This window comes from Planctomycetota bacterium (assembly GCA_035574235.1).
Lineage (GTDB): Bacteria > Planctomycetota > MHYJ01 > MHYJ01 > JACPRB01 > DATLZA01.
Genome location: DATLZA010000148.1, coordinates 15,269 through 34,579 on the forward strand (window position 1 = coordinate 15,269; position 19,311 = coordinate 34,579).

A 19,311-nucleotide genomic window follows, 5' to 3' on the forward strand; every position below is an offset into this window, starting at 1 on the left:
ATGGGGGGCATGGAAGCGCTGGGGGGATGCCGCATCCTGGGCGAGCTGGGCCGCGGCGCGATGGGAACGGTCTACAAGGCCGAGCGGGGCGGCACGATTGTGGCGCTCAAGGTGCTGGCCGATCGGTGGGCCGGGGATCCCGCATTTGCCGACCGGTTCGTGCACGAAGGGCTCATCATGGCGCGGCTGTCGCATCCCGCGATCGTGCGGGTGCTCGACGTCGGACGCGACCTCGGAAAGTTTTACCTGGTCCTGGAGTACGTGGAGGGGCCTCCGTTCGCGCGCGCCATCCGCCGCCGGGCGTTCACGCCCCGCCAGAGCGCGCGGATCGTGGCGGCGGTCGCGCGGGGGCTGGACCACGCGCACGCCCACGGAATCGTGCACGGCGACGTGACGCCCTCGAACATCCTGCTCAAAGGGGACGGCTCGCCGAAGCTGACGGACTTCGGAATGGCGCGGCGGCCGGGGGGACCGTCCGGCGAGGCGGGCCGGACGGCCGGGACGCCCGTCTACATGAGCCCGGAACAGGCCGCGGGACTTCATGACGTGATCGACGCCCGCACGGACGTCTATTCCTTAGGGGCGGTGCTGTACGAGGCCGTCACGGGCCGGGCCCCGTTCGCCGGCCGGTCCACGATCGAGATCCTCGAGAAAGTGCTGCGGGAGGCTCCGCCGCGGCCCTCGGAGGCGGAGCCGGAGCTCGAGGCGATCGTCCTGAAGGCGATGGAGAAAGACCCGGCGCGCCGCTGGGCCTCGGCGAAGGAGCTGGCCGAGGCGCTGGAGGGCTGGGCGCGGCGGGCGTCGGACTGCTTTTCGATGCTTTCGCCATGAGCCGATTCGTCGCCGTGGAGGGCCCCCTGCGGGGCAAGTCGTTCGAGGTGACGGAGCTCGCCTCCATCGGACGGGGCGAGGCGTGCGCCGTGCGGCTGGAGGGCAGGCACGTCTCCCGGATCCACGCGCGCCTGGAGCGGCGCGGGGACTCCATGGTGATCCGGGACAACGACAGCCGGAACGGAATCTACGTGAACGGGCGGGCGGTGCAGGAGGCGACCCTGGCGCCGGGGGACGAGGTCGAGATCGGCGAGCACGTGCTCGTTTTCGATCCCCCGGGGGAGCCGCCGGCGGAGCCCACGCGGGGAGCCCGGGTTCTGGCGACGTGTACGGATCCGTTCGCGCCGCTCGGGGAGCCCGATCCGCGCCTGGAGCCCCTGCTCCGGCAGGCGGCGGCGATCGTCGCGGCGGACGCGGAGCGGGACGTGGCCAAACGGCTCCTGGAAGCGTGCCTGGCGACGCTTCCGGCGGAGCGCGGATTCGTGATGCTCCAGGAGGCGTCGGGGGCGCTGCGGCCGATGGCGCGGAAGGCGCCGGCGGGGGAGGAGTTTTTCCTCTCGAGCGTCCTTCAGGCGCGGCTGGAGCGGGAGCGGGCGGCGATCCTGGCGCGGGACATCCTGCGCCGCCCTCCGCGGGCGGGTCAGGCGGTGGGGATTCTGGCGGCGCCGCTGGCGACCCCCGGAAGGTTCCACGGCCTTCTCTATCTGGATGCAGCCTTGGCCGCGCCGGAGGAACATCCGCGGTTCACGCGGGCGGATCTTCGCTTCGCCGCGGCGCTCTCGTCCTTTGCGGCGATGCGGGTGGCTCAGCTCGGGCGCCCGAATCCGCTGGACGGGCTCGGTGAAAAGCCGCTCCCGGACCTCCGCGCCGCCTTCGAAAAGGAGTGCGCCGTGGAGGCGCTCCGGCGCCACGGCGGGAATCTCGACGCGGCGGCGAAGTTCCTGGGACTCACGCGGGCGACTTTGGACGAAAAGCTCAAGGTTCTGGGGCTTCTGGAAGCGCCGTCCTCCCCTCCGCCGGCCCGGTGACGGCGGGCCGCGGCTCCCCTAAAAAAAAGAAGGCCGAATCGGGGGAAGTGATTCGGCCTCTGAGGAGAGAGGGTCGTGTGAACCCTTCGACCTGAAGTATCGAACCATCCCGTGACAGAATAGGTCACCGCTCGCCGGGATCAGTCGTTGACCCAGCCGAGGGCGGCGCGGAACTCGGAATCGCGGGCGAAGTCCGCGAATTTCGAGAGGGGGGAAGCCAGATCTTCGCGCCAGCGGCGGCGGGCCGACTCCAGGTCCGCCGCGGCCGCGCGCCGGAGGAACTCCAGGGCGACCGCGCGATCCCCGCGGCCGGCCGCGTCGGCGGCCAGGCTGAACAGAGCGCCGGCGTTCCGGGGATCGAGCGCCACGGCCCGTTCCCAATACGGGCGGGCGGCGTCGGAATCCCCGTGCGCCAGGACAAAGGAGTCCCCCGCCGCGGCCTGGAGCGCCGCGTCGTCGGGAAAACGCCCGGCGCCCTCCACGAGCAGCTCGTGCGCCCGCTCGGGGCGCCCAAGGCGCATGTAGGCGTCCCAGACAGCGCGGTAGAGTTCCGGCGTGGCATGGCCCAGCCCCAGCGCCTGCTCGAAGGCGCGGGCGGCCTCGGCGTATTCCTCCCATCGCATGAGGAGATGCCCGATCGCCTCGTGCGTGGGGCCGTGACGGTCGTCGATCTCGAGGGCGGCGTTCAAGAGTTCGTCCGCCCGGTCGAGTTTCCCCTCGGCCATAAGGGTGCGGGCCAGCGCCACGAGGGCGGCCGGGCGCCGGGACCAGTGAAGGGCCCGTTCGAAATCGTCCCGGGCTTCGCGGAGCCGCCCCTTGCGGGCGCGGGACTCTCCGCGGCGAAGAAGAACCTCCGCGATCTGCGGCCGGATCTCCCCGGCGTCGGGGTATTTCTCGGACAGATGAAGGAGGTCCCGCAGCGCCTCGTCGTACTTGCCGCGATCCAGGGTCTGCGCGATGCGCCGGAGAACCCGGGTCACTTCTCCTTCGCGCGCGCTCATGCCGTTCTTCATGCCTCCTGAAGGTTGGACGACCGCGCGGGCCGGAAGTTCCTCCCTTTTCAGTTTAGCATAAGGGACGCCCGGGGAACAGGCCCCTGGAAGGCCGTTTCTTGCCTCCGCGGCCGTTTCCCACTAAGCTGGCCTCCTTCCAGGAGGCCGCTCGATGACCCGCGTGCACTACGTCCTTTCCATGCCCGAGCCTCAGTCCCACCTCTTCCACGTCCGTGTGGAAGTGCGGAGCGCTCCGGGAGAGTTCACGGACTTCGTGATGCCCGTCTGGACGCCGGGGTCCTACAAGGTCCGGGATTTCGCCCGCCACGTCCAGGACTTCTCGGCCGGACCTCATCCCTGGAAGAAGCTCGACAAGAGCCGCTGGCGGGTCTTCGCCGGCGGCGACGTGACCGTCGAGTACCGCGTCTGGGCGTTCGAGCTTTCCGTCCAGACCTCCCACCTGGACGCGGAGCACGGCTACGTCAACGGCGCGAGCGTCTTTGTGTACGCGGACGGCCACAAGGACGCCCCGGTCACGCTCGAGGTCCGGGCCCCGCGCGGGTGGAAGATCGCCACGGGCCTCGACCGCCGCGGCCGCCTCTTTACGGCGCCCAACTACGACGTCCTCGTGGACTGCCCCCTGGAAATCGGCACGTTCCGGGAACGCTCTTTCCGGGTGCGCGGCATCCCCCACCGGCTGGTCATCCATGGCCGCGGGAACTACGACGAGGACCGCCTGGTCCGGGACATCCGCCGGATCGTAGCCACGGAGATTTCGATCTTCCGCCACATCCCGTACCGCCACTACACGTTCATTCTGCATCACGCGCCCGACCGCGGCGGGGGCCTGGAGCACCTCAATTCCACGTCCCTCCAGTACCCGCCCACCGGCTACCGGCCCCGCGAGAAATACGACAACTTCCTGGAGCTCGTGGCCCACGAGTTCTGGCACCTCTGGAACGTCAAGCGCATCCGGCCGGAGATGCTCGGGCCCTTCGACTACGAGCGCGAGGTCTATACGACCCTCCTGTGGGTCCTCGAAGGCCTGACGAGCTACTACGACACGCTCGTTCCCTGCCGCGCCCGGCTCTTTACGCCCGAGACCTACTTCAAGCGCATCGCCGAGCGCATCCAGAAGTACGAGGAGAAACCCGGCCGCAAACGCCAATCCCTTTCCGAATCGAGCTTCGACACCTGGATCAAGCTCTACCAGCCCAACGAAAACGCCCCGAACTGCCAGATGAGCTACTACGAAAAGGGCGAGCTCGTGGGGCTGTGCCTGGACCTGGAGATCCGGCGGCGAACCCGCCAGCGCGCCTCCCTCGACGACGTCTTCCGCACCCTGTACGAGGAGTACGGCCGCGAGGGCCGCGGATTCCCGGAGGGGGAGTTCAAGCGAACCTGCGAACGCTTCGCGGGAAACCTCGACCGCTTCTTCGCCGACTACGTGGACGGCACCGCCGACATTCCCTGGAACCGTTTCCTCGGCGTCGCCGGACTGCGCCTGGAGAAGAAACCCCGCAAGCCGGAGGAGGGCGAACCCCGGCGCCCCGAACGGCCGTGGCTCGGGATCACCACCCAGAAGAGCGCCGGAGCCCTGACCGTCGCCTCCGTCCTGGAAGGCTCCCCCGCCTGGCGGGAGGGACTCTCCCCCAAGGACGAAATCATCGCCCTGGACGGAGCCCGCGTGAATCCCGACGAGTTCGATAAGCGCCTGGAGGACTACGCCCCCGGAGACCGCGTCCGAATCGCCGTCTTCCGCAACGGATTCCTCAAGGAGATCCCGGTCACGCTCGGCCGCAAGGAGAATCTCCAGTGGACGATCCGGAAGGTCAAGGACGCCCGTCCCGCCCAGAAGGACGCCTACGAGAGCTGGCTGTGGAGGCCGTGGCAGGAGAAGCGGAAGGGAAAAAGCGAATGAGCGCCCGCGGAACGCCCCCCGAGGGCGGGCGCTATCCCTCGTCGAGCTCGAGGGCGGGCTTCCCGCAGGATTCGCAAAGGATCGAGGCGCGCTCGATGCGGGGCCGGTCCAGAAGGTGACCGCACGAGCCGCACTTGAAGCTGCCCTGGGCGCGGATCACTTCCCAGAACTGGGACGGCGTGATCGCCTTCATCCGCAGGAGGATCTGCCCGATCCGGACGTGACGGCCCTCGTAGTCCAGGGCGAGCTGCCGCCGGACCGCCTCGGCGAGCTGCGCTTCCTTGATGAAGCCGAGCTGGATGGCGATCCGGCCGAAAAGGCCGCTCACCGAAAGATGGCGCTCGTAATCCTCGATCGCCTGGCGTTGGCGCTTGAGAAGGGCGTCCAGCTGCGCCGGCGTGAGGAGCTTGCGCTCCAGCATGAGAGCGCCCAGGGGTTGCGCGAACCGTCCTTTCGCCTGGAGCGCCACGATCTCGTCCAGCTGGTCGCGCGTCAGAAGCCGCTCCCGCACCGCCAGCTCTCCGATGACGAGCCCCCGCGTGTCGAGCATACCTGCCCATTATAGCGCGCGCGGAAGGTTTCCAGCCCCCTTTCGGCTCTCCCGTTCCAAGGCTTTTGCTATAATCGCGCCCCTCGCCCTCGAACGGGCCGGTAGCTCAACGGTCAGAGCAGGGCCCTCATAAGGCCTTGGTTGTGGGTTCGAGTCCCGCCCGGCCCACCTCGGCCCGCGATGTCTCGTCGCGACGCGGGACGGCGCGGATCAGGTTCCCGAAACCGCCCCCGCCCATCCCTCCACCGGCGGCTCGGGAGCCGAATAAACCACCACGCTCGACGGGGCGACATCCACCTCCGCCGGCGCCGCGAGATCCAGCCCTTCCGGCGCGCGCGTCCCCGGCCCGCCCCAACGCGGATCCGCCGAGTCCAGTTCCTTCGCCCATCGCCCGCCCGCCGCCGGAAGCGTGACCCGCCGGGACGCACGCGCGAAATTGAGCACCCCCAGCGCCCGCCCTCCCGCCGCCCGATGCACCAGGAGCACCCGCTCCGCTTCCCGGACCTGGACCGAAGTCGCTTCCTTGTTCAGCCGCGCCAGGGCCGGCAGCCGCCGGCGAAGCTCGAGAAACGCACGCACGTACTCCCGGAGCGCCTTCCCGGCCGGACGGCGGGCCAGCGTCCGATCGAGCTTGCTGCGGAGAAACGTCTCCTCCGCCTGAGGATCCGGAATCCCCTCGGAGACCCCCCATCGACGGGCCTCCTCGCTTCGCCCGCGGCGGACCGCCTCCACCAGGCCCGGATCCCCATGGCTGACGAAGTAAAGAAAAGGCGCCGTCTCCCCGTACTCTTCCCCCATGAAAAAGAGGGGCACGTTCGGCGCCAGAAGCACCGCGCCCGCCGCCAACTTCAGCTCCTCGAACGACACCTGCGCGGCCAGCCGCTCCCCCTTCGGACGGTTCCCCACCTGATCATGGTTCTGGGCGAACACCACCAGCTGCTCCCCGCGCACCCGGGCCGACGAAGCCCCGTGCCGACGCCCCCGAAACTCGGAGTATTCCCCCGCGTAGACGAATCCGTCCGTGAAGGCGCGCCCCAGCTGCCCCAGGGTGCCGAAGTCCCGGTAGTAGCCCTCCCTCTCGCCCGTGAGAAGCGCATGAAGCGCGTGATGAAAGTCGTCGTTCCACACCGCATCCAGACCGTCCCCGCCGCGCTCGGGGGGCGCCACCAGGCGCGGATCGTTCCGGTCGCTCTCCGCGATGAGATACACCCGCCGCCCTAGGGATCGCCCCAGCGCATGGACCTCGTCCGCCAGCTCCCCGAGGAAGGGCCGCGCCGAAGGGTCCACGATGGCATGCACCGCGTCCAGGCGCAACGCGTCCACGTGGAAATCCCGGATCCAGCGCTTGGCGTTTTCGATGAAATAGGCCCGCACTTCGTCGCTCCAGGGGCCGTCGAAGTTGATCGCCGCCCCCCAGGGCGTCCGATACGCCTCCGTGAAATAGGGCGCCAGCCCCCAGAGGGGATTGCCCTCGGGCCCCAGGTGGTTGTAAACCACGTCCAGGACCACGGCCAGCCCGCGCGCATGACAGGCATCCACGAACCGCCGCAGACCCGCCGGCCCCCCGTAGGTGTTCTGGATGGCATAAGGGAATACCCCGTCGTATCCCCAGTTGCGCGATCCGGGAAATTGCGCCACCGGCATCACTTCGACCGCCGTGACGCCGAGGTCCCGCACGCCGTCCAATTCCGAAATCGCCGCGTCGAACGTGCCTTCGGGGGTGAAGGTTCCCACGTGAATCTCGTAGATCACGTAGCGATCGAGCGAAAGGCCCGACCAACCGGCGTCGGTCCACGGAAAGCGGGGATCGTCCACTTCCGACGGGCCGTGCACCCCCTCCGGCTGGAAGGCGGACGCCGGATCCGGACGCTCCTCCCGCCCGTCCACGCGGATCCGATAGCGCGTCCCGGGAGGGACTCCCTCGACGACGGCCGCGTGGTAGCCCCGCTCGGCCGGCACGAGCCGCACCCACCGTTCGCGCGGTCCGAGCAGGTGGATTTCGACCGCCCGGTCCGGCGCCCAGACCACGAACCGGCACCGCTCCTCTCCGAGCCAGGCGGCGCCCGGAACCCGCGTCCCGTCCCCGCTCACGAGACCGCCTCCAGAAGCGCGACCGGAAGCTCCGCGAAAAGGTCGGCCAGCGCCGTCCTCGGTCCGGCCGGAATCCGCCGGCCGGTCAGGACGTCCCGCCAGCTCCTCTCGACCAGGTCCGCCGGAAGCATCAACGCCGTGTCGCCCCACGCTCCGCGTCCCACCGGGGGGCGTTCCGCCGCCCCCAGCGCCAGGAAAAACCGGCCCGCCGCGACCACCGCCGCGCGGGTCCCCAGGCGCCGCGCGAAGGCGCACACGTGCGCCGCCCGGGTTCCCGAGACGGCCAGCGGCACGTAGCTTCCCCGCTCGAAGAGCTCCCGGGCCGCGCCCCGGAACCGGAGGGACGCCCGCATCACGTGCATCTTGATGCGGCCGTCCTCGGGCCGCGCCAGAAGCCGCGCGGCCAGGCCTTCGGGGGCGGCGGCTTCCTCGTCGCGGAGCGACGCCAGGAGCGCCCGCCGGCGCTCATAATCCACCGGCCGCCGGTTGTCCGGATCCACGAGACTGAAATCCCAGATCTCCGTCCCCTGATAGAAATCCGGCACGCCGGGCGAGGCGATCTTCAGAACGGTTTGCGAGAGCGCGTTCAGCATCCCCGCCCGGCTCACCGGCGCCTGGAACGACGCCACATCCGCCACGAACGCCGCGGAGGCGACCGGATCGAGCGTGCGGCGGACGAACTCCCGCGCCGCGGCCTCGTACGGCTCGTTCGGGGTGATCCAGCTCGTGTGGAGCTTCGCCTCCCGGAGCGCCTTGACCATGTATTCCTCGATCCGCCGCGCGAACTCCTCCCGTTCGGCCGGGGAGGGGGCGCCCGGCGGCCACGCGCCGACGAGGGTCTGGTAATAGAGATACTCCTCGTTCGCGTCCGGCGCCTCGCGTCCCTCGACGATCGATTTGTGCGGCCGGTTCAGGCGGCGCCAGCGCTCGACGGCCTCGGCCCAGGCGCCGGGCATCTCCGAGAGGACGTTGAGTCGGGCCCGGACGTCCTCGCTCCGCTTGGTGTCGTGGGTGGAGGTGGCCAGCAGGGCGTGCGGCCAGGAGATCACGCGCTCCGCGTTGCGCGCGTGGAACTCCTCCAGGGACGCCGCCATCCGCCCCGGCTCCGCCCCCACCTCGTTGGCGGAGGCCAGCGGAAAATGCCGGTAGAAGAGGGTGTCCTCGAGTCCCTTGGCCATGACGGGACCCGTGAACTGCTGGAGGCGCATGACGAACTGGCGGCGCTCCTCCCGCTGCGCCTCGGTGAGGCCGTCGGGATGCTCCAGGAGCCACACCTGCCGGATGAACTCGAAAAGGGAGGGGCTTGTCGCGGGACTCCGGCGCCGCGCCTCGAGAACCGCCTCGCGGACGTGGCGGCGGTCTTCAGGAGAAATGGCCTCCCCCTCGCCGCGGATGTAGGTCCGGTACACGGGGAACCACGCCGCGACCTCGCGCAGGGCGAACCGCTGGCTCTCCCGCGTGAAGTCCCGCGACCAGCGGTGCTGCTCCGAAATCGCGTCCAGGCGGCACGCCAGCATGAAAAGCTCGCTGGCCATCGACACGTGCATGATGAATTTCTTGCACGTGGCCAGCGCCTCCCGGACGTCCGCGGCGCCGCCGGCGAACCGGCGGTAGAAGTCCCCCAGGGCCTCCGCCCCCCGGGGATCGACGAAAAGGCCGTTCAGGACGTTGAGAAAATCGTATCCCGTCGTTCCATGGACCGGCCAGTCCGGCGAGAGGCGCTCGTCCCGCATGAGGATTTTTTCCACGACCACGTAGAGCGCGAGACGGGCGGGATCCTCGGCCGCTCCCCGCGCCCGCGCCGCCGCCTCCTGCAGGGCGCGCAGGTAGGCCAGGGGGTCGTAGAGGCCGTCCACGTGATCGACCCGCAGACCCGTCACCCAGCCGCGGCGGACGTACTCGAGAACCGCCCCGTGCACCGCCTCGAACACCTCGGGATCCTCCACGCGGATCGCCGCCAGCTCGTTCAGATCGAAGAAGCGCCGGTAGTTGATCTCGTCGGCGGCCACCTGCCAGAAACAGAGCCGATACGCCTGATCCTCCAGAAGCGCCTCCAGGCGGTCGAAGCTGCGCGGATCCCCGCGGCGCCCGTTGACCTCCTCGAGGGAACGATCCACGGCCGCGCGGACGTCGGAACTGGCCTCGACCAGCGCGGCCAGCCGGCGGCGGATCACCTCCTTTTCCCGCAGGCGCTCGCGGACCTTCTCCGGCCGCGTCTCGTCGCGACCCGGCAGATGCTCGAGGGCCGTCAAAATGCTTTCAAGTTCCATGCGGTGGGGATCGTGCTCCGGGAGGGACCGGCGCAGGGAGTCCAGGGCCGGCTCCAGAAGCCGCCTCCAGCTCCGCGGCGCCAGCGGAAGGAGCTTGTCGTACACCGCCACGAGGAACGCTCCCGCCTGGAAGACGATCCGCAGCTCCTGGTTCTCGAGGACCCGCCCGTACTGATCCCCCAGGAAGGGAAGGAGCACCTTGTTGACGAGCTCCGCCTTCGGAGGATGCCAATCGATGTCGAAATAGCGCGCGTAAGGGGAGCTCGGGCCGTTCTCCAGGACATCCGCCCACCAGCGGTTGGAGGGATCGGCCACGCACATGTGGTTGGGCACGATGTCCAGGACGAGCCCCATGTCGCGGCGCCGGAGTTCCCGGGCCAGAGCCTCGAAATCCTCTTCCGTCCCCAACTCGGGATTCAGGCGGGTGGGGTCCACCACGTCGTAGCCGTGAAGGCTGCCCGGCCGCGCCGCCAGAAGCGGCGAGGCGTACGGGTCGCTGATCCCGAGCTCCGCCAAATAGGGCACGAGGTCCGCCGCCTGCCGGAGCGTGAAGTGACGGTTGAATTGCAGCCGGTAGGTCGCCACGGGAATGCGCGCCGAGGGCGGAGAATCCGGGGAGGACATACGCCGAAGATAGCCGCGCGGCCCCGGGCCTGTAAAGACCCCGCCGGGCGGAACTCCTAAAGTTTTTCGAGGAGCGGCGCGAGCGCCCGGTGCGCCTCCTCCGCCGCCTCCGCCGCGCGATGGCTGTCCCGCGAAAGCTCCAGGGCCAGCGGACCCGCGTATCCGAGACGCCGCAGCTCGCGGAAGACCGCGGCGAAGTCCACCACCCCGCGGCCCGGCGGAAGATGCTCGTGCACGCCCGGGCGCGCGTCGTCGAGCTGCACGTTCCGGAGCGTTTCCGCGAACTCCGCCAGGTACTCGTGGGGCGCCCCCCGCTCCGTCACCACCAGATGCCCCACGTCGATCGTGGTCCAGAGATCGCTCCGCCCCAGCTTCCGGCGAAGCTCCCGATAGCGCGCCAGACCGTCCACGAGCATTCCCGGCTCCGGCTCGAAGCACAGCGGAAGCCCCGACGCGCCCGCCTCGTCCAGAAGCCGCGGAAGTCGAGCCAGCAACCGGTCGAAGGCGGCCGACGGAGCGTCCCCGGGCTCGACCGCGCCGCTCCAGATCGACACCGCCTCGGCCCCCAGGGCCCGCGCCAGACGCAGGCACCGCCGGTAAAAATCCATCCGGCGCCCGGCCGCCTCCGGGTCCGGAGTCACCAGCGTCGGCCAGTGCTTGCGGCGGGGATCCAGCAGGTAGCGCGCTCCGGTCTCGACCACGCAGCGCAAGCCCAGCCGTTCCAAAAGCGCCCGCGCCGCCTCCCATTCGCGCTCGGCCGTCCGATAGGGATCCAGGTGAACCGCGTCGGGCGTGAGGGCCACGCCCCGGTAGCCCAGATCGGCCAGGAGGCGGAGCGCGTCCTCCAGCCGATGATGCGCCAGGCCGTTCGTGTTGTAGGCGAGATACACGGCCTCACTTCGAGTAAAGCGGCGGCCGGTAGACCCGGAGCGCCCGCACGGGAGCCTGCGGCCCTCCGCCGAGAAGCTCCAGCCGATGGCGTCCCCCGGGCAGCCCCTGCGCCAGCGTCACGACGGTCTCGACGGCCGGATCCGTCCCTCCCGAAGAGACGAGTTCGTCGACGAAGAAAGGGACGACCTTCCAGCGGATGCGGAAGCCTGCGTCGATCTTGCGACCGAAGACTTTCAGCGCGTACGCGAAGTTCCAGTCCGCCGGGTCGATGACGACCCTCCCGGAGCGGGACACGAAACGCTCCGATCCGTTCCCCTCGCCGTCCGGCCCCGTCCGGGATCCTTCCACGCGGAACCGAAACCGCTGGAGGTCCTCGGAGATCTCCGTCAGCGTCAGGGTCCACTCCTCCACCACGGGCGGCTTGTCCGCGGTCACGCGCAGAAGGCACGGCCAGATCGATCCCGGGTAGGCCGTCGTCCGCGTCCGCCCGTAGAGCTCGGGAAACTCGGAGGGCTTGCGTCCGTCGATCCGCACCGCCACCGGGGCCGCCGAGCCCGGCGCGACGATCGCATCCACGCGGTTTCCCTCGAATTCGAGCGCGAGCGCGCCGTCCTTCCAGAACAGGTCCTTTCCCACCTCGTAGGTCCGGACCCATTCCTTCCAGGAGCCGTCCGAAAGCCGCGGATCGTGGCGCAGGTGGGCCTTCACGATCTCCGCCATGAGATAGCAGCCGTGCGCGTTGAGGTGGACGGCGTCGCGGAGCAGGCGCGCCGCGGGAAGCCTGTGCGCCCGGAGGTACTCCTTCCAGAGCCGCCGCTGATCCACGAGCTCCGCCCCGTACTTGCGGGCGATCGAGGGGAGAAACACATGGTTCATCCACGCGCTCCAGTTCGCCGGGGTAAGCCGCGCCGGATCGGTCTCTTCGGTCAGATCCTCGTCGCGGGTGACGTGATCCGTCTGGAGGAGAATCTCCGCCGTGGTCCGCTCGCGCAGCCGGCGGATGATGTTCTCGTACTCGAGGTGAGATCCGTAGACGTGGAAGATCACGAGATCCGGGTAGAAGGGATAAAGATCGGTTTCCGCCGTCTTGACGAGAAGCTGAGAGGCGAAGCCGCCGATCGCCCGATTCTCGAGGACGAGGTTCGCGTGCGGAAAGCGGCGCCGCAGGTCCTCGGCCACCTCCTTCCACCAGGCCTGTTCCGTGATCGACTGCCCGTAGAAAAGAACACGCACGGTGGAACGCCTCCGCGGCGTGCTTTCGGCCAGGAGGCTCATCGTCCGCTGGATCCGCGCGCCGTAGGTCTCGACCGGTCCGAGCGTCGTCGGGGGCGGGTAAGACTCCGTCTGCGGAAAAAGCAGAACCGCCAGAAGCGCCAGCGTGTCGGGCATGCGCGCCTCCCTGAAAGGCCTACGCCGGGCCGGACCGGCGGCGCAGGACCGCGTAGTGATGGCCGGAGAAGAGCCTCGAAAGCGGAATCGAGGCGACCACGTCCCATCCCGCGCGTCCGGCCACGTCGCGCAGTTCACCCGTTGTCATGGTGACCTTGGGGCGCTTGCGGTTGAACGGCCGCCGGAGGCGCCGGAGGATGTTCTTGAGGGACCAGGTATGGAAATAGGTCATCACCACCCACCGGCGGCTCACCCGGCAAAGCTCCCGGATGTACCGGTGGCGCTCCTCCCGGTCGGGAACGTGATGGAAGAGGCGCGCCGAAAAAACGCAATCGAACGCGCCGTCCCGGTACGGGATATGGAACGCCGACGCCTGCACGAGATGAGGCCGCCACGCCGCCAGGTTCCGCCGCGCCAGCCGAAGCATTTCGAAGGAGACGTCCGTCTCCACATGCCGGCGCGCATAGCCCTGAATCGTCGGGAAGAGCCGTCCCGTGCCCGAAGGCAGATCGAGCAACCACTCGATGGGCCCTTCCACATACGAAAAGGCCTTGCGGATCACGCGCACTTCCGTGCGATGGGAGAGCCGCTTGTGCCACCGGCGGACGTAGAGCTCGTTGTAACTCTCCGCCCCCTCCCGGCTCTGGTATTTGGCGATGACGCGCGGGTCCATCGGAGGCCCGATCATACCGCGCCGCGCCGGCCGCGCCAACTCAAAACATCCCCGGCCCCGCAACGCCCGGGCCCTCCCGGACGTCTTTAAGGGAGGAACCGATGCACCTCCTTCCGGCGACGTCCTGCTTGGCGGCCGCCCTCCTCCTGGGTCCTCAGGAAACCGGGCGCGCCCCGGATCCGGACCGATGGCTCAATCGCCTGATCCGTCGCACCCTGGAAGAGAGATTCCACCCTTGGGAACGCGTGCCTCACGAGGAACGCGACCTTCACGCTTCCGGAAGCGATCTCAAGGGAGACGAAACGGCGGCCAACGACCTGGCGGGCTCCGGTTTCCTCCGGGCGATCGCGGAGATCGTGAAGGACCCCTCCTCGCTCCTCGAGTTCGAGCCGAGCGCCCGTCCCGAGTAGATCCTGCCCGCTCGAATCGCGATTCCTACGGCACTTCTTCCCAGCGGCCGTTCCCGTACCGCCACTTCATGATCACCTTTCCGTCCGCACAAATCCGATAGGTTCTCCCCGGCGCCGCCGGAAGCCGGACCGTGCACGTCCCGTCCTGCGGAACCGAGGCCGGCCCCGGGACCGACTCCCCCTCGCCGTCCAGCCTCCAATGGACCGGCGTGGTCGCCTTCACCTGGACCTTCTTGTCCGCCGCCGGGGGATCCAGCGGATGCGCCTCCCGAACGATCCACGTGTCGGAATCCTTGGGCCACACCCACAGAAGCACCCGTCCCTGACGGGGAATGCGCCCGTGCGGGCTGTAAATCCCTTGTCGGCGACCGTTCTCCAAGACGAGGACATGATACGTCAGGTCGGTTCGCGGCTGCTTGTCCACGAGAGAAAGCTCCCCCACGAGAACGATCAGGGTGGGCAGCGGTTTGCCGCAGTGGACGCATGCCCTGCCGGCTTCCCCACAAGAACGGCACAGCTGATCCGTCCGGGAAGGAATCTCACCACCGCACGACCGGCAGGTCCCGAGAGCCGTGAGGTGGCCCCCCGCACATCCCCCGCATCCGCAGGTATCCTGGGCGACGCCGGGCCAGCACCCCAATGCCAGGAGCAGGCAGAACGTTTTCATGCCCCTTGGACGCAACCCGGCAGGAAACGGTTCCCGACTTTCCGCGCTCCCGTTGCGGAGGCGCTTGAAAAACCGCCCTCCGGCGGATACATTTCCGCGTGTCGCGCCTCCCCGCTCCGGGGGAGGCCGGGCGGGGCGACCTTCCATTCGCCCGGGGAGTAGGACACCGCTGCCCTTCAACCGGTCACTGCCGTTGCGGGAATCTTCACGGGAGCTGGAAGCGCTCCTGGCGGAGAGGATCCTCGTCCTCGACGGCGCGATGGGGACCATGATCCAGTCGCGCCACCTCTCGGCCCAGGATTTCGGCGGCGCCGACTACGAGGGCTGCAACGAACTTCTCGTCCTGACCCGGCCCGACGTCATCCGCGACATTCACGCCGCCTACTTCGAGGCCGGCGCGGACATCGTGGAAACCAACTCCTTCGGCGGCACGCCGATCGTCCTGGGGGAGTACGGGCTGGCCGATCGGACGGAAGAGATCAACGAGGCCGCCGCGCGGGTGGCCCGGGAGGCCGCGGCGCGGTTCCCGGGTCCCCGGTTCGTGGCCGGCTCGATGGGGCCGACCACGAAGACCATCACCGTGACCGGCGGGGTCACGTTTTCCGAACTCGTTGAGGCCTACCGCCGCCAGGCCGTGGGGCTTCTGCGCGGCGGGGTCGATGCGCTCCTCGTGGAAACCGCGCAGGACACGCGCAACGTCAAGGCCGCGATCCTCGGGATTTCGCGCGCGTTCGACGAGACGGGTTTCCGCGTGGCGCTCATGCTTTCGGCCACGATCGAGCCCATGGGGACCATGCTGGCCGGCCAGGGCGTGGAGGCCTTTTACGCCTCGATCGAGCACGCGGCCCCGCTCTCGGTGGGCCTCAACTGCGGCACGGGCCCCGAGTTCATGACCGATCACCTCCGCACGCTGGCCCGTCTGGCGCGATGCTTCGTCACCTGCTATCCCAACGCGGGCCTCCCGGACGCCGAAGGCCGCTACAACGAGACTCCGGCCATGGTCGCCGGGACGCTGGCCCGGTTCGTGGAAGAGGGGTGGGTGAACCTCATCGGGGGCTGCTGCGGAACCACGCCCGAGTACGTGCGCGAGATCGCCCGGGTGGCCCGCTCGGGGCGCCCGCGCGTCCCGGCGCGGACGCGGCTCACCCACGTCAGCGGCATCGACTACGTGCCCTGCGAGGAATCGAACCGCCCGCTCCTCATCGGCGAGCGGACCAACGTCACGGGTTCCCGGAAGTTCCGGGAGCTCATCATGGCCGGCGAGTACGAGAAGGCCGCCGAAATCGGACGCCGGCAGGTGAAATCCGGCGCCCACATTCTGGACGTCAACCTCCAGCACACGGAAATCGACGAGCTGGCGGCCACGGCGGCGTTCCTGGACAGGCTCATCCGCATGGTCAAGGCCCCGCTCGTCATCGACACGACCAACCCGCGGGCCATCGAACTCGCCCTCACCTACTGCCAGGGCAAGTCCATCATCAACTCGATCAACCTCGAGGACGGCGAGGACCGCTTCGCGAAGATCTGCCCGCTGGCCCGCGCCTACGGCGCCGCCCTCGTCGTGGGCCTGATCGACGAGGAAGGACAGGCCGTCACCCTCGAGCGCAAGCTCCAGGTGGCCGAGCGGAGCTTCGGACTGCTGACCGGCGCGTACGGGATCGCGCCCGAGGACATCCTGTGGGACCCGCTCGTGTTCCCCTGCGCCTCCGGCGACCGCGCCTACCAGGGCTCCGCCCGCCACACGATCGAGGCGGTCCGGGCGCTCAAGGAGCGCTTCCCGGGAACCCGGACCGTCCTCGGGATCTCCAACGTCTCGTTCGGGGTTCCGCCGGCGGGCCGGGAGGTCCTCAACGCCGTTTTCCTCTACCACGCCACGAAGGCCGGGCTCGATTTCGCCATCGTCTCGACCGAGAAGCTCGTCCGGTACGCCTCGATCCCGGAGGAGGAACGGGTCCTGGCCGATAATCTCCTTTTCGATCGGGGTCCGGATCCCCTGGGGGCCTTCGCGGCCCGATTCCGCGGCCGGACGGCGCGGGCGGCGACCGCGGAAAAGCTCTCCCTCGACGAGCGCCTGGCGCGCTACATCATCGAGGGCACGAAAGAAGGCCTCCTCGAGGATCTCGACGAGAAGCTCAAGACGACGCGGCCGCTGGACATCATCAACGGGCCGCTCATGAAGGGAATGGACGAGGTGGGCCGGCTCTTCAACAACAACGAGCTCATCGTCGCGGAAGTGCTGCAGTCCGCCGAGGCGATGAAGGCCGCGGTGGCGCACCTCGAGAAATTCATGGAGAAGTCGGACGCTCAGAACCGGGGCCGGATGATCCTGGCGACGGTCAAGGGGGACGTCCACGACATCGGGAAGAATCTGGTCGAGATCATCCTTTCGAACAACGGCTACTCGGTGGTGAACCTGGGAATCAAGGTGCCCCCGGAGGAGCTCATCCGGGCGGCCCAGGAGCACAAGCCCGACATGATCGGGCTGTCGGGGCTTCTCGTGAAGTCGGCGCAGCAGATGGTGCTGACGGCGCAGGATCTTCGCGCTGCGGGAATCGCGCTGCCGCTGCTCGTGGGCGGGGCGGCCCTGACGAAGAAGTTCGCCTACACGCGGATCCGTCCCGCCTACGGGGCGCTCGTGGCCTACGCGCGCGACGCCATGCAGGGCCTGGAGCTGGCCAACCAGATCATGAGCCCCGAGGGGCGGGCGGCGCTGGAGCGGCGGCTCGAGGAGGAAGCGCGTCGGCTGGACGAGGGCGTCGCCGCCGCCGAAACCCCCGCCGCGGCGGCCCCCGCGGTGCGTTCCGCCCTCGTGCGGGCCGACGAACCCGTGCGGGTCCCGCCGGACCTCGAGCGCCACGTGGTCGAGGTCCCGGATCTCCGGGCGATCTGGCCTTATCTCAACCGCCAGTTCCTGTACTCGAAGCATCTGGGCCTCAAAGGCGCCGTGGCGCGCCTGGAGGCGGAGCGCGATCCGAAGTTCCTCGAGATCGAGGAGGTCGTCCGCGAGGTGATGCGGCGGTGTGAAGCCGGGTGGATGCGCGCCCGCGGGGTCTACCGGTTCTTCAAGGCCGACTCGGAAGGAAACACCCTCTCCGTCTACGATCCCGCGGGAAGGCTTCTGGAACGGTTCGACTTCCCCCGCCAGCCGCGGCGGGACGGCCTGTGCCTGGCGGACTACGTGCGCCCCGCGGGGAGCGGGCCGGACTACGTGTGCTTCTTCGTCACGACGACCGGCGGGGGAATCCGCGAACGGGCGGAGGAGCTCAAAGGGCGGGGCGAGTATCTCCTGTCTCACACGCTCCAGGCGCTGGCGATCGAGGCGGCGGAGGCTTTCGCGGAAAAGCTCCACCGGGATCTCCGGACGCTGTGGGGATTCCCCGATCCGCCGGGGCTCACGATGATCGACCGCTTCCAGGCGAAATACCAGGGGATCCGGGTGAGCTTCGGCTACCCGGCGTGCCCGAATCTCGCCGACCAGGAGAAGCTCTTCCGGCTGCTCCGGCCCGAGGACGTGGGCGTGCGTCTGACGGAGGGGCACATGATGGACCCCGAGGCCTCGGTGTCGGCGCTCGTCTTCCACCACTCTCAGGCGGAATACTTCAACGCGTCGGCCGCCTCGTGACCGGAGGGGATCAGCGCCCGCGCGTCCAGCGGCTCAGCAGCGGCGTGATTTTCGGCGCCAGGGCGGGGGCGTGCCGCGTGGCGTGCTGGAGGTCGGCCACGGCCTGGGGGTGGGAGAGCTCCTGAAGGATGTGCGCCCGGAGGAGATAGACGAGGGCGGCGATCGCGGAATCCTTCGGGGCGGCCTCGACGGCGCGGTGGGCGTCCTCGAGCGCCCCGGCCAGATCCTCGGTCCGGAACCGCGCGGCCGCCCGGAGGAAGAGCGCCTCCAGGGAGGCCGGCCGCAGGTCCAGGGCGAGCGTCAGCTCCTGGTGCGCCGCCCGCCATTCGCCCCGCTCCATCCGGATGCACCCCATCAGGAAGTGCCAGAAGTAGCTCGATCGCCCTTCGCGTTCCACCGTCCTCAGCGTCTCTTCCGCCTTGAGATACTGGGCCTGGTGAAGCTCGATGAGCGCCTTGGCGCACCACCGCTGGAATTCGTTGCGGTTGTCGGCGGAGGAGGCCTGACGCGCCCACGCCAGCATCCGCCCCAGGGCGGCGTCGCGCGCGGCCGGATCGAGCGTCTGGAGCCTTCCCTCCGGGGCGTAGGGAACGTGCGCCTGGAGCATGTAGAGCGCGAGCTGCGAAACCGCCGCCCCGAACGCCGCGGGGCCCGAGTCCGAGCTGTGTTTGAGCGCTTCTATGAAATCGCGCTCCGCCAGATCGTACTCCCCCATGCGGTGCTTGACCTGGCCCCGGTAGTGGTAGGCCTCCGCGTACGTGGGATCTTTCTCGAGGGCCCGCCCCAGGGCCTCCCGGGCCTCCCGGAGCCGGGCCAGGACGTCGGCGATCGTCAGGCCGTCGGCCGCCAGCCGCATGCTGGCGGCCGCCTCGACCGCCTCGCGGGCCTTCTCGTAATCGCCGAAGGCGGCGATCCGCGCCAGGCGCTGACGTTTCTGAGCCTCCTCCTGCTCCTGGCGGGCCCGCAGGACCTGATCGAAGTCCTCCCGCAGGGCCTCCTGGCGGGCCCGTTCCTTCTCGAGCTCCGCCTCGCACAGGCGCCGGCGGCGCTGCGCGTCGGCGTCGTTCGGGTCGAACGCCAGGATCTGGAAGGTCAGGTTGAGGGCCTCCTGGTATTTGCCCGCCCGGAGGAGGATCTCCGCTTCCCGGTGATTCTTCTGGATGAGCTGTTCCTGGAGCCTCCGCTCCCGCTCGCGCTCCTGCCGCTCCGAGCGGCCGCGGTCGGCCGCCTCCTCCCACCCGCGCAGGGCGTCCGGATCCTCGGGATCCAGGGCGAGCGCCTTGTCCCAGAGCGTCATCGCCTCGTCGTACCGGCCCGCGCGGAACGCCTCCTGGGCCTGGCGGGCGAACTCC

Annotated in this window: 14 protein-coding genes and 1 tRNA gene; 6 read left to right on the plus strand and 9 right to left on the minus strand. The window is 69.3% G+C overall.

What is annotated here, in order from left to right:
* Positions 1 to 9: 9 nt before the first annotated feature.
* Complete coding sequence (locus VNO22_13695; GenBank protein ID HXG62425.1) at positions 10 to 831, plus strand: serine/threonine-protein kinase; 822 nt, start codon at positions 10 to 12, stop codon at positions 829 to 831.
* Positions 828 to 1,859 carry an FHA domain-containing protein gene (locus VNO22_13700; protein HXG62426.1) on the plus strand — a complete coding sequence of 344 codons (1,032 nt, stop codon included), beginning with the start codon at positions 828 to 830 and terminating at the stop codon, positions 1,857 to 1,859. The genes VNO22_13695 and VNO22_13700 overlap by 4 nt, the downstream gene beginning before the upstream one ends.
* A gap of 140 nt (positions 1,860 to 1,999) precedes the next feature.
* Here VNO22_13700 and VNO22_13705 read toward each other — a convergent pair whose 3' ends face one another.
* Positions 2,000 to 2,860: a tetratricopeptide repeat protein gene (locus tag VNO22_13705; protein HXG62427.1), complete on the minus strand. Its 861-nt coding sequence runs from the start codon at positions 2,858 to 2,860 to the stop codon at positions 2,000 to 2,002.
* A gap of 163 nt (positions 2,861 to 3,023) precedes the next feature.
* On the opposite strand from VNO22_13705, the gene VNO22_13710 reads away from it, so the two are divergent.
* Positions 3,024 to 4,772 (plus strand): PDZ domain-containing protein, encoded by a 1,749-nt coding sequence (locus VNO22_13710; protein HXG62428.1) that lies wholly within the window; start codon positions 3,024 to 3,026, stop codon positions 4,770 to 4,772.
* Between the two features lie 31 nt (positions 4,773 to 4,803).
* Here VNO22_13710 and VNO22_13715 read toward each other — a convergent pair whose 3' ends face one another.
* On the minus strand, positions 4,804 to 5,322 hold the full coding sequence (locus VNO22_13715) for a hypothetical protein (GenBank protein HXG62429.1): 519 nt from the start codon (positions 5,320 to 5,322) through the stop codon (positions 4,804 to 4,806).
* A gap of 95 nt (positions 5,323 to 5,417) precedes the next feature.
* On the opposite strand from VNO22_13715, the gene VNO22_13720 reads away from it, so the two are divergent.
* A tRNA-Ile gene (locus VNO22_13720) sits at positions 5,418 to 5,490 on the plus strand.
* A 42-nt stretch (positions 5,491 to 5,532) separates the two neighbouring features.
* Here the strand turns inward: VNO22_13720 and treZ are convergent.
* From treZ to VNO22_13745, 5 genes are all read right to left on the minus strand, one after another.
* Positions 5,533 to 7,413 (minus strand): malto-oligosyltrehalose trehalohydrolase, encoded by a 1,881-nt coding sequence (gene treZ, locus VNO22_13725; GenBank protein HXG62430.1) that lies wholly within the window; start codon positions 7,411 to 7,413, stop codon positions 5,533 to 5,535.
* Entirely contained in the window at positions 7,410 to 10,268 is a 2,859-nt protein-coding gene (gene treY, locus VNO22_13730) for a malto-oligosyltrehalose synthase (protein ID HXG62431.1), read from the minus strand. Before treY ends, treZ begins: the two co-directional genes overlap by 4 nt.
* A gap of 95 nt (positions 10,269 to 10,363) precedes the next feature.
* Positions 10,364 to 11,197, minus strand: coding sequence for a sugar phosphate isomerase/epimerase family protein (locus VNO22_13735; GenBank protein HXG62432.1), 834 nt, complete (start codon positions 11,195 to 11,197; stop codon positions 10,364 to 10,366).
* Positions 11,198 to 11,201: 4 nt separating this feature from the next.
* Positions 11,202 to 12,587: an SGNH/GDSL hydrolase family protein gene (locus VNO22_13740; GenBank protein HXG62433.1), complete on the minus strand. Its 1,386-nt coding sequence runs from the start codon at positions 12,585 to 12,587 to the stop codon at positions 11,202 to 11,204.
* 19 nt (positions 12,588 to 12,606) lie between these two features.
* The gene (locus VNO22_13745; protein ID HXG62434.1) at positions 12,607 to 13,260 is read right to left on the minus strand and encodes a class I SAM-dependent methyltransferase; all 654 of its coding nucleotides are present in this window, start codon (positions 13,258 to 13,260) and stop codon (positions 12,607 to 12,609) included.
* A 101-nt stretch (positions 13,261 to 13,361) separates the two neighbouring features.
* Here VNO22_13745 and VNO22_13750 point away from each other — a divergent pair, with 101 nt between their 5' ends.
* Positions 13,362 to 13,670, plus strand: a complete 309-nt coding sequence (locus VNO22_13750) for a hypothetical protein (GenBank protein HXG62435.1) — start codon at positions 13,362 to 13,364, stop codon at positions 13,668 to 13,670.
* A 25-nt stretch (positions 13,671 to 13,695) separates the two neighbouring features.
* Here VNO22_13750 and VNO22_13755 read toward each other — a convergent pair whose 3' ends face one another.
* Positions 13,696 to 14,337: a hypothetical protein gene (locus tag VNO22_13755; GenBank protein ID HXG62436.1), complete on the minus strand. Its 642-nt coding sequence runs from the start codon at positions 14,335 to 14,337 to the stop codon at positions 13,696 to 13,698.
* A 193-nt stretch (positions 14,338 to 14,530) separates the two neighbouring features.
* Between VNO22_13755 and metH the strand changes: the two genes are divergently transcribed.
* Entirely contained in the window at positions 14,531 to 17,959 is a 3,429-nt protein-coding gene (metH, locus tag VNO22_13760; protein HXG62437.1) for a methionine synthase, read from the plus strand.
* Between the two features lie 10 nt (positions 17,960 to 17,969).
* Here the strand turns inward: metH and VNO22_13765 are convergent.
* A partial coding sequence (locus tag VNO22_13765) for a tetratricopeptide repeat protein (protein HXG62438.1) occupies positions 17,970 to 19,311 on the minus strand: 1,342 nt, incomplete at its 5' end.

Excerpts from the sequence above, each read along its gene's own strand:
- VNO22_13695 (HXG62425.1), top strand. The coding sequence starts at position 10 with ATGGAAGCGCTGGGGGGATGCCGCATCCTGGGCGAGCTGGGCCGCGGC.
- VNO22_13700 (HXG62426.1), top strand. The coding sequence starts at position 828 with ATGAGCCGATTCGTCGCCGTGGAGGGCCCCCTGCGGGGCAAGTCGTTC.
- VNO22_13705 (HXG62427.1), bottom strand. The coding sequence starts at position 2,860 with ATGAGCGCGCGCGAAGGAGAAGTGACCCGGGTTCTCCGGCGCATCGCG.
- VNO22_13710 (HXG62428.1), top strand. The coding sequence starts at position 3,024 with ATGACCCGCGTGCACTACGTCCTTTCCATGCCCGAGCCTCAGTCCCAC.
- VNO22_13715 (HXG62429.1), bottom strand. The coding sequence starts at position 5,322 with ATGCTCGACACGCGGGGGCTCGTCATCGGAGAGCTGGCGGTGCGGGAG.
- VNO22_13740 (HXG62433.1), bottom strand. The coding sequence starts at position 12,587 with ATGCCCGACACGCTGGCGCTTCTGGCGGTTCTGCTTTTTCCGCAGACG.
- VNO22_13745 (HXG62434.1), bottom strand. The coding sequence starts at position 13,260 with ATGGACCCGCGCGTCATCGCCAAATACCAGAGCCGGGAGGGGGCGGAG.
- VNO22_13750 (HXG62435.1), top strand. The coding sequence starts at position 13,362 with ATGCACCTCCTTCCGGCGACGTCCTGCTTGGCGGCCGCCCTCCTCCTG.
- VNO22_13755 (HXG62436.1), bottom strand. The coding sequence starts at position 14,337 with ATGAAAACGTTCTGCCTGCTCCTGGCATTGGGGTGCTGGCCCGGCGTC.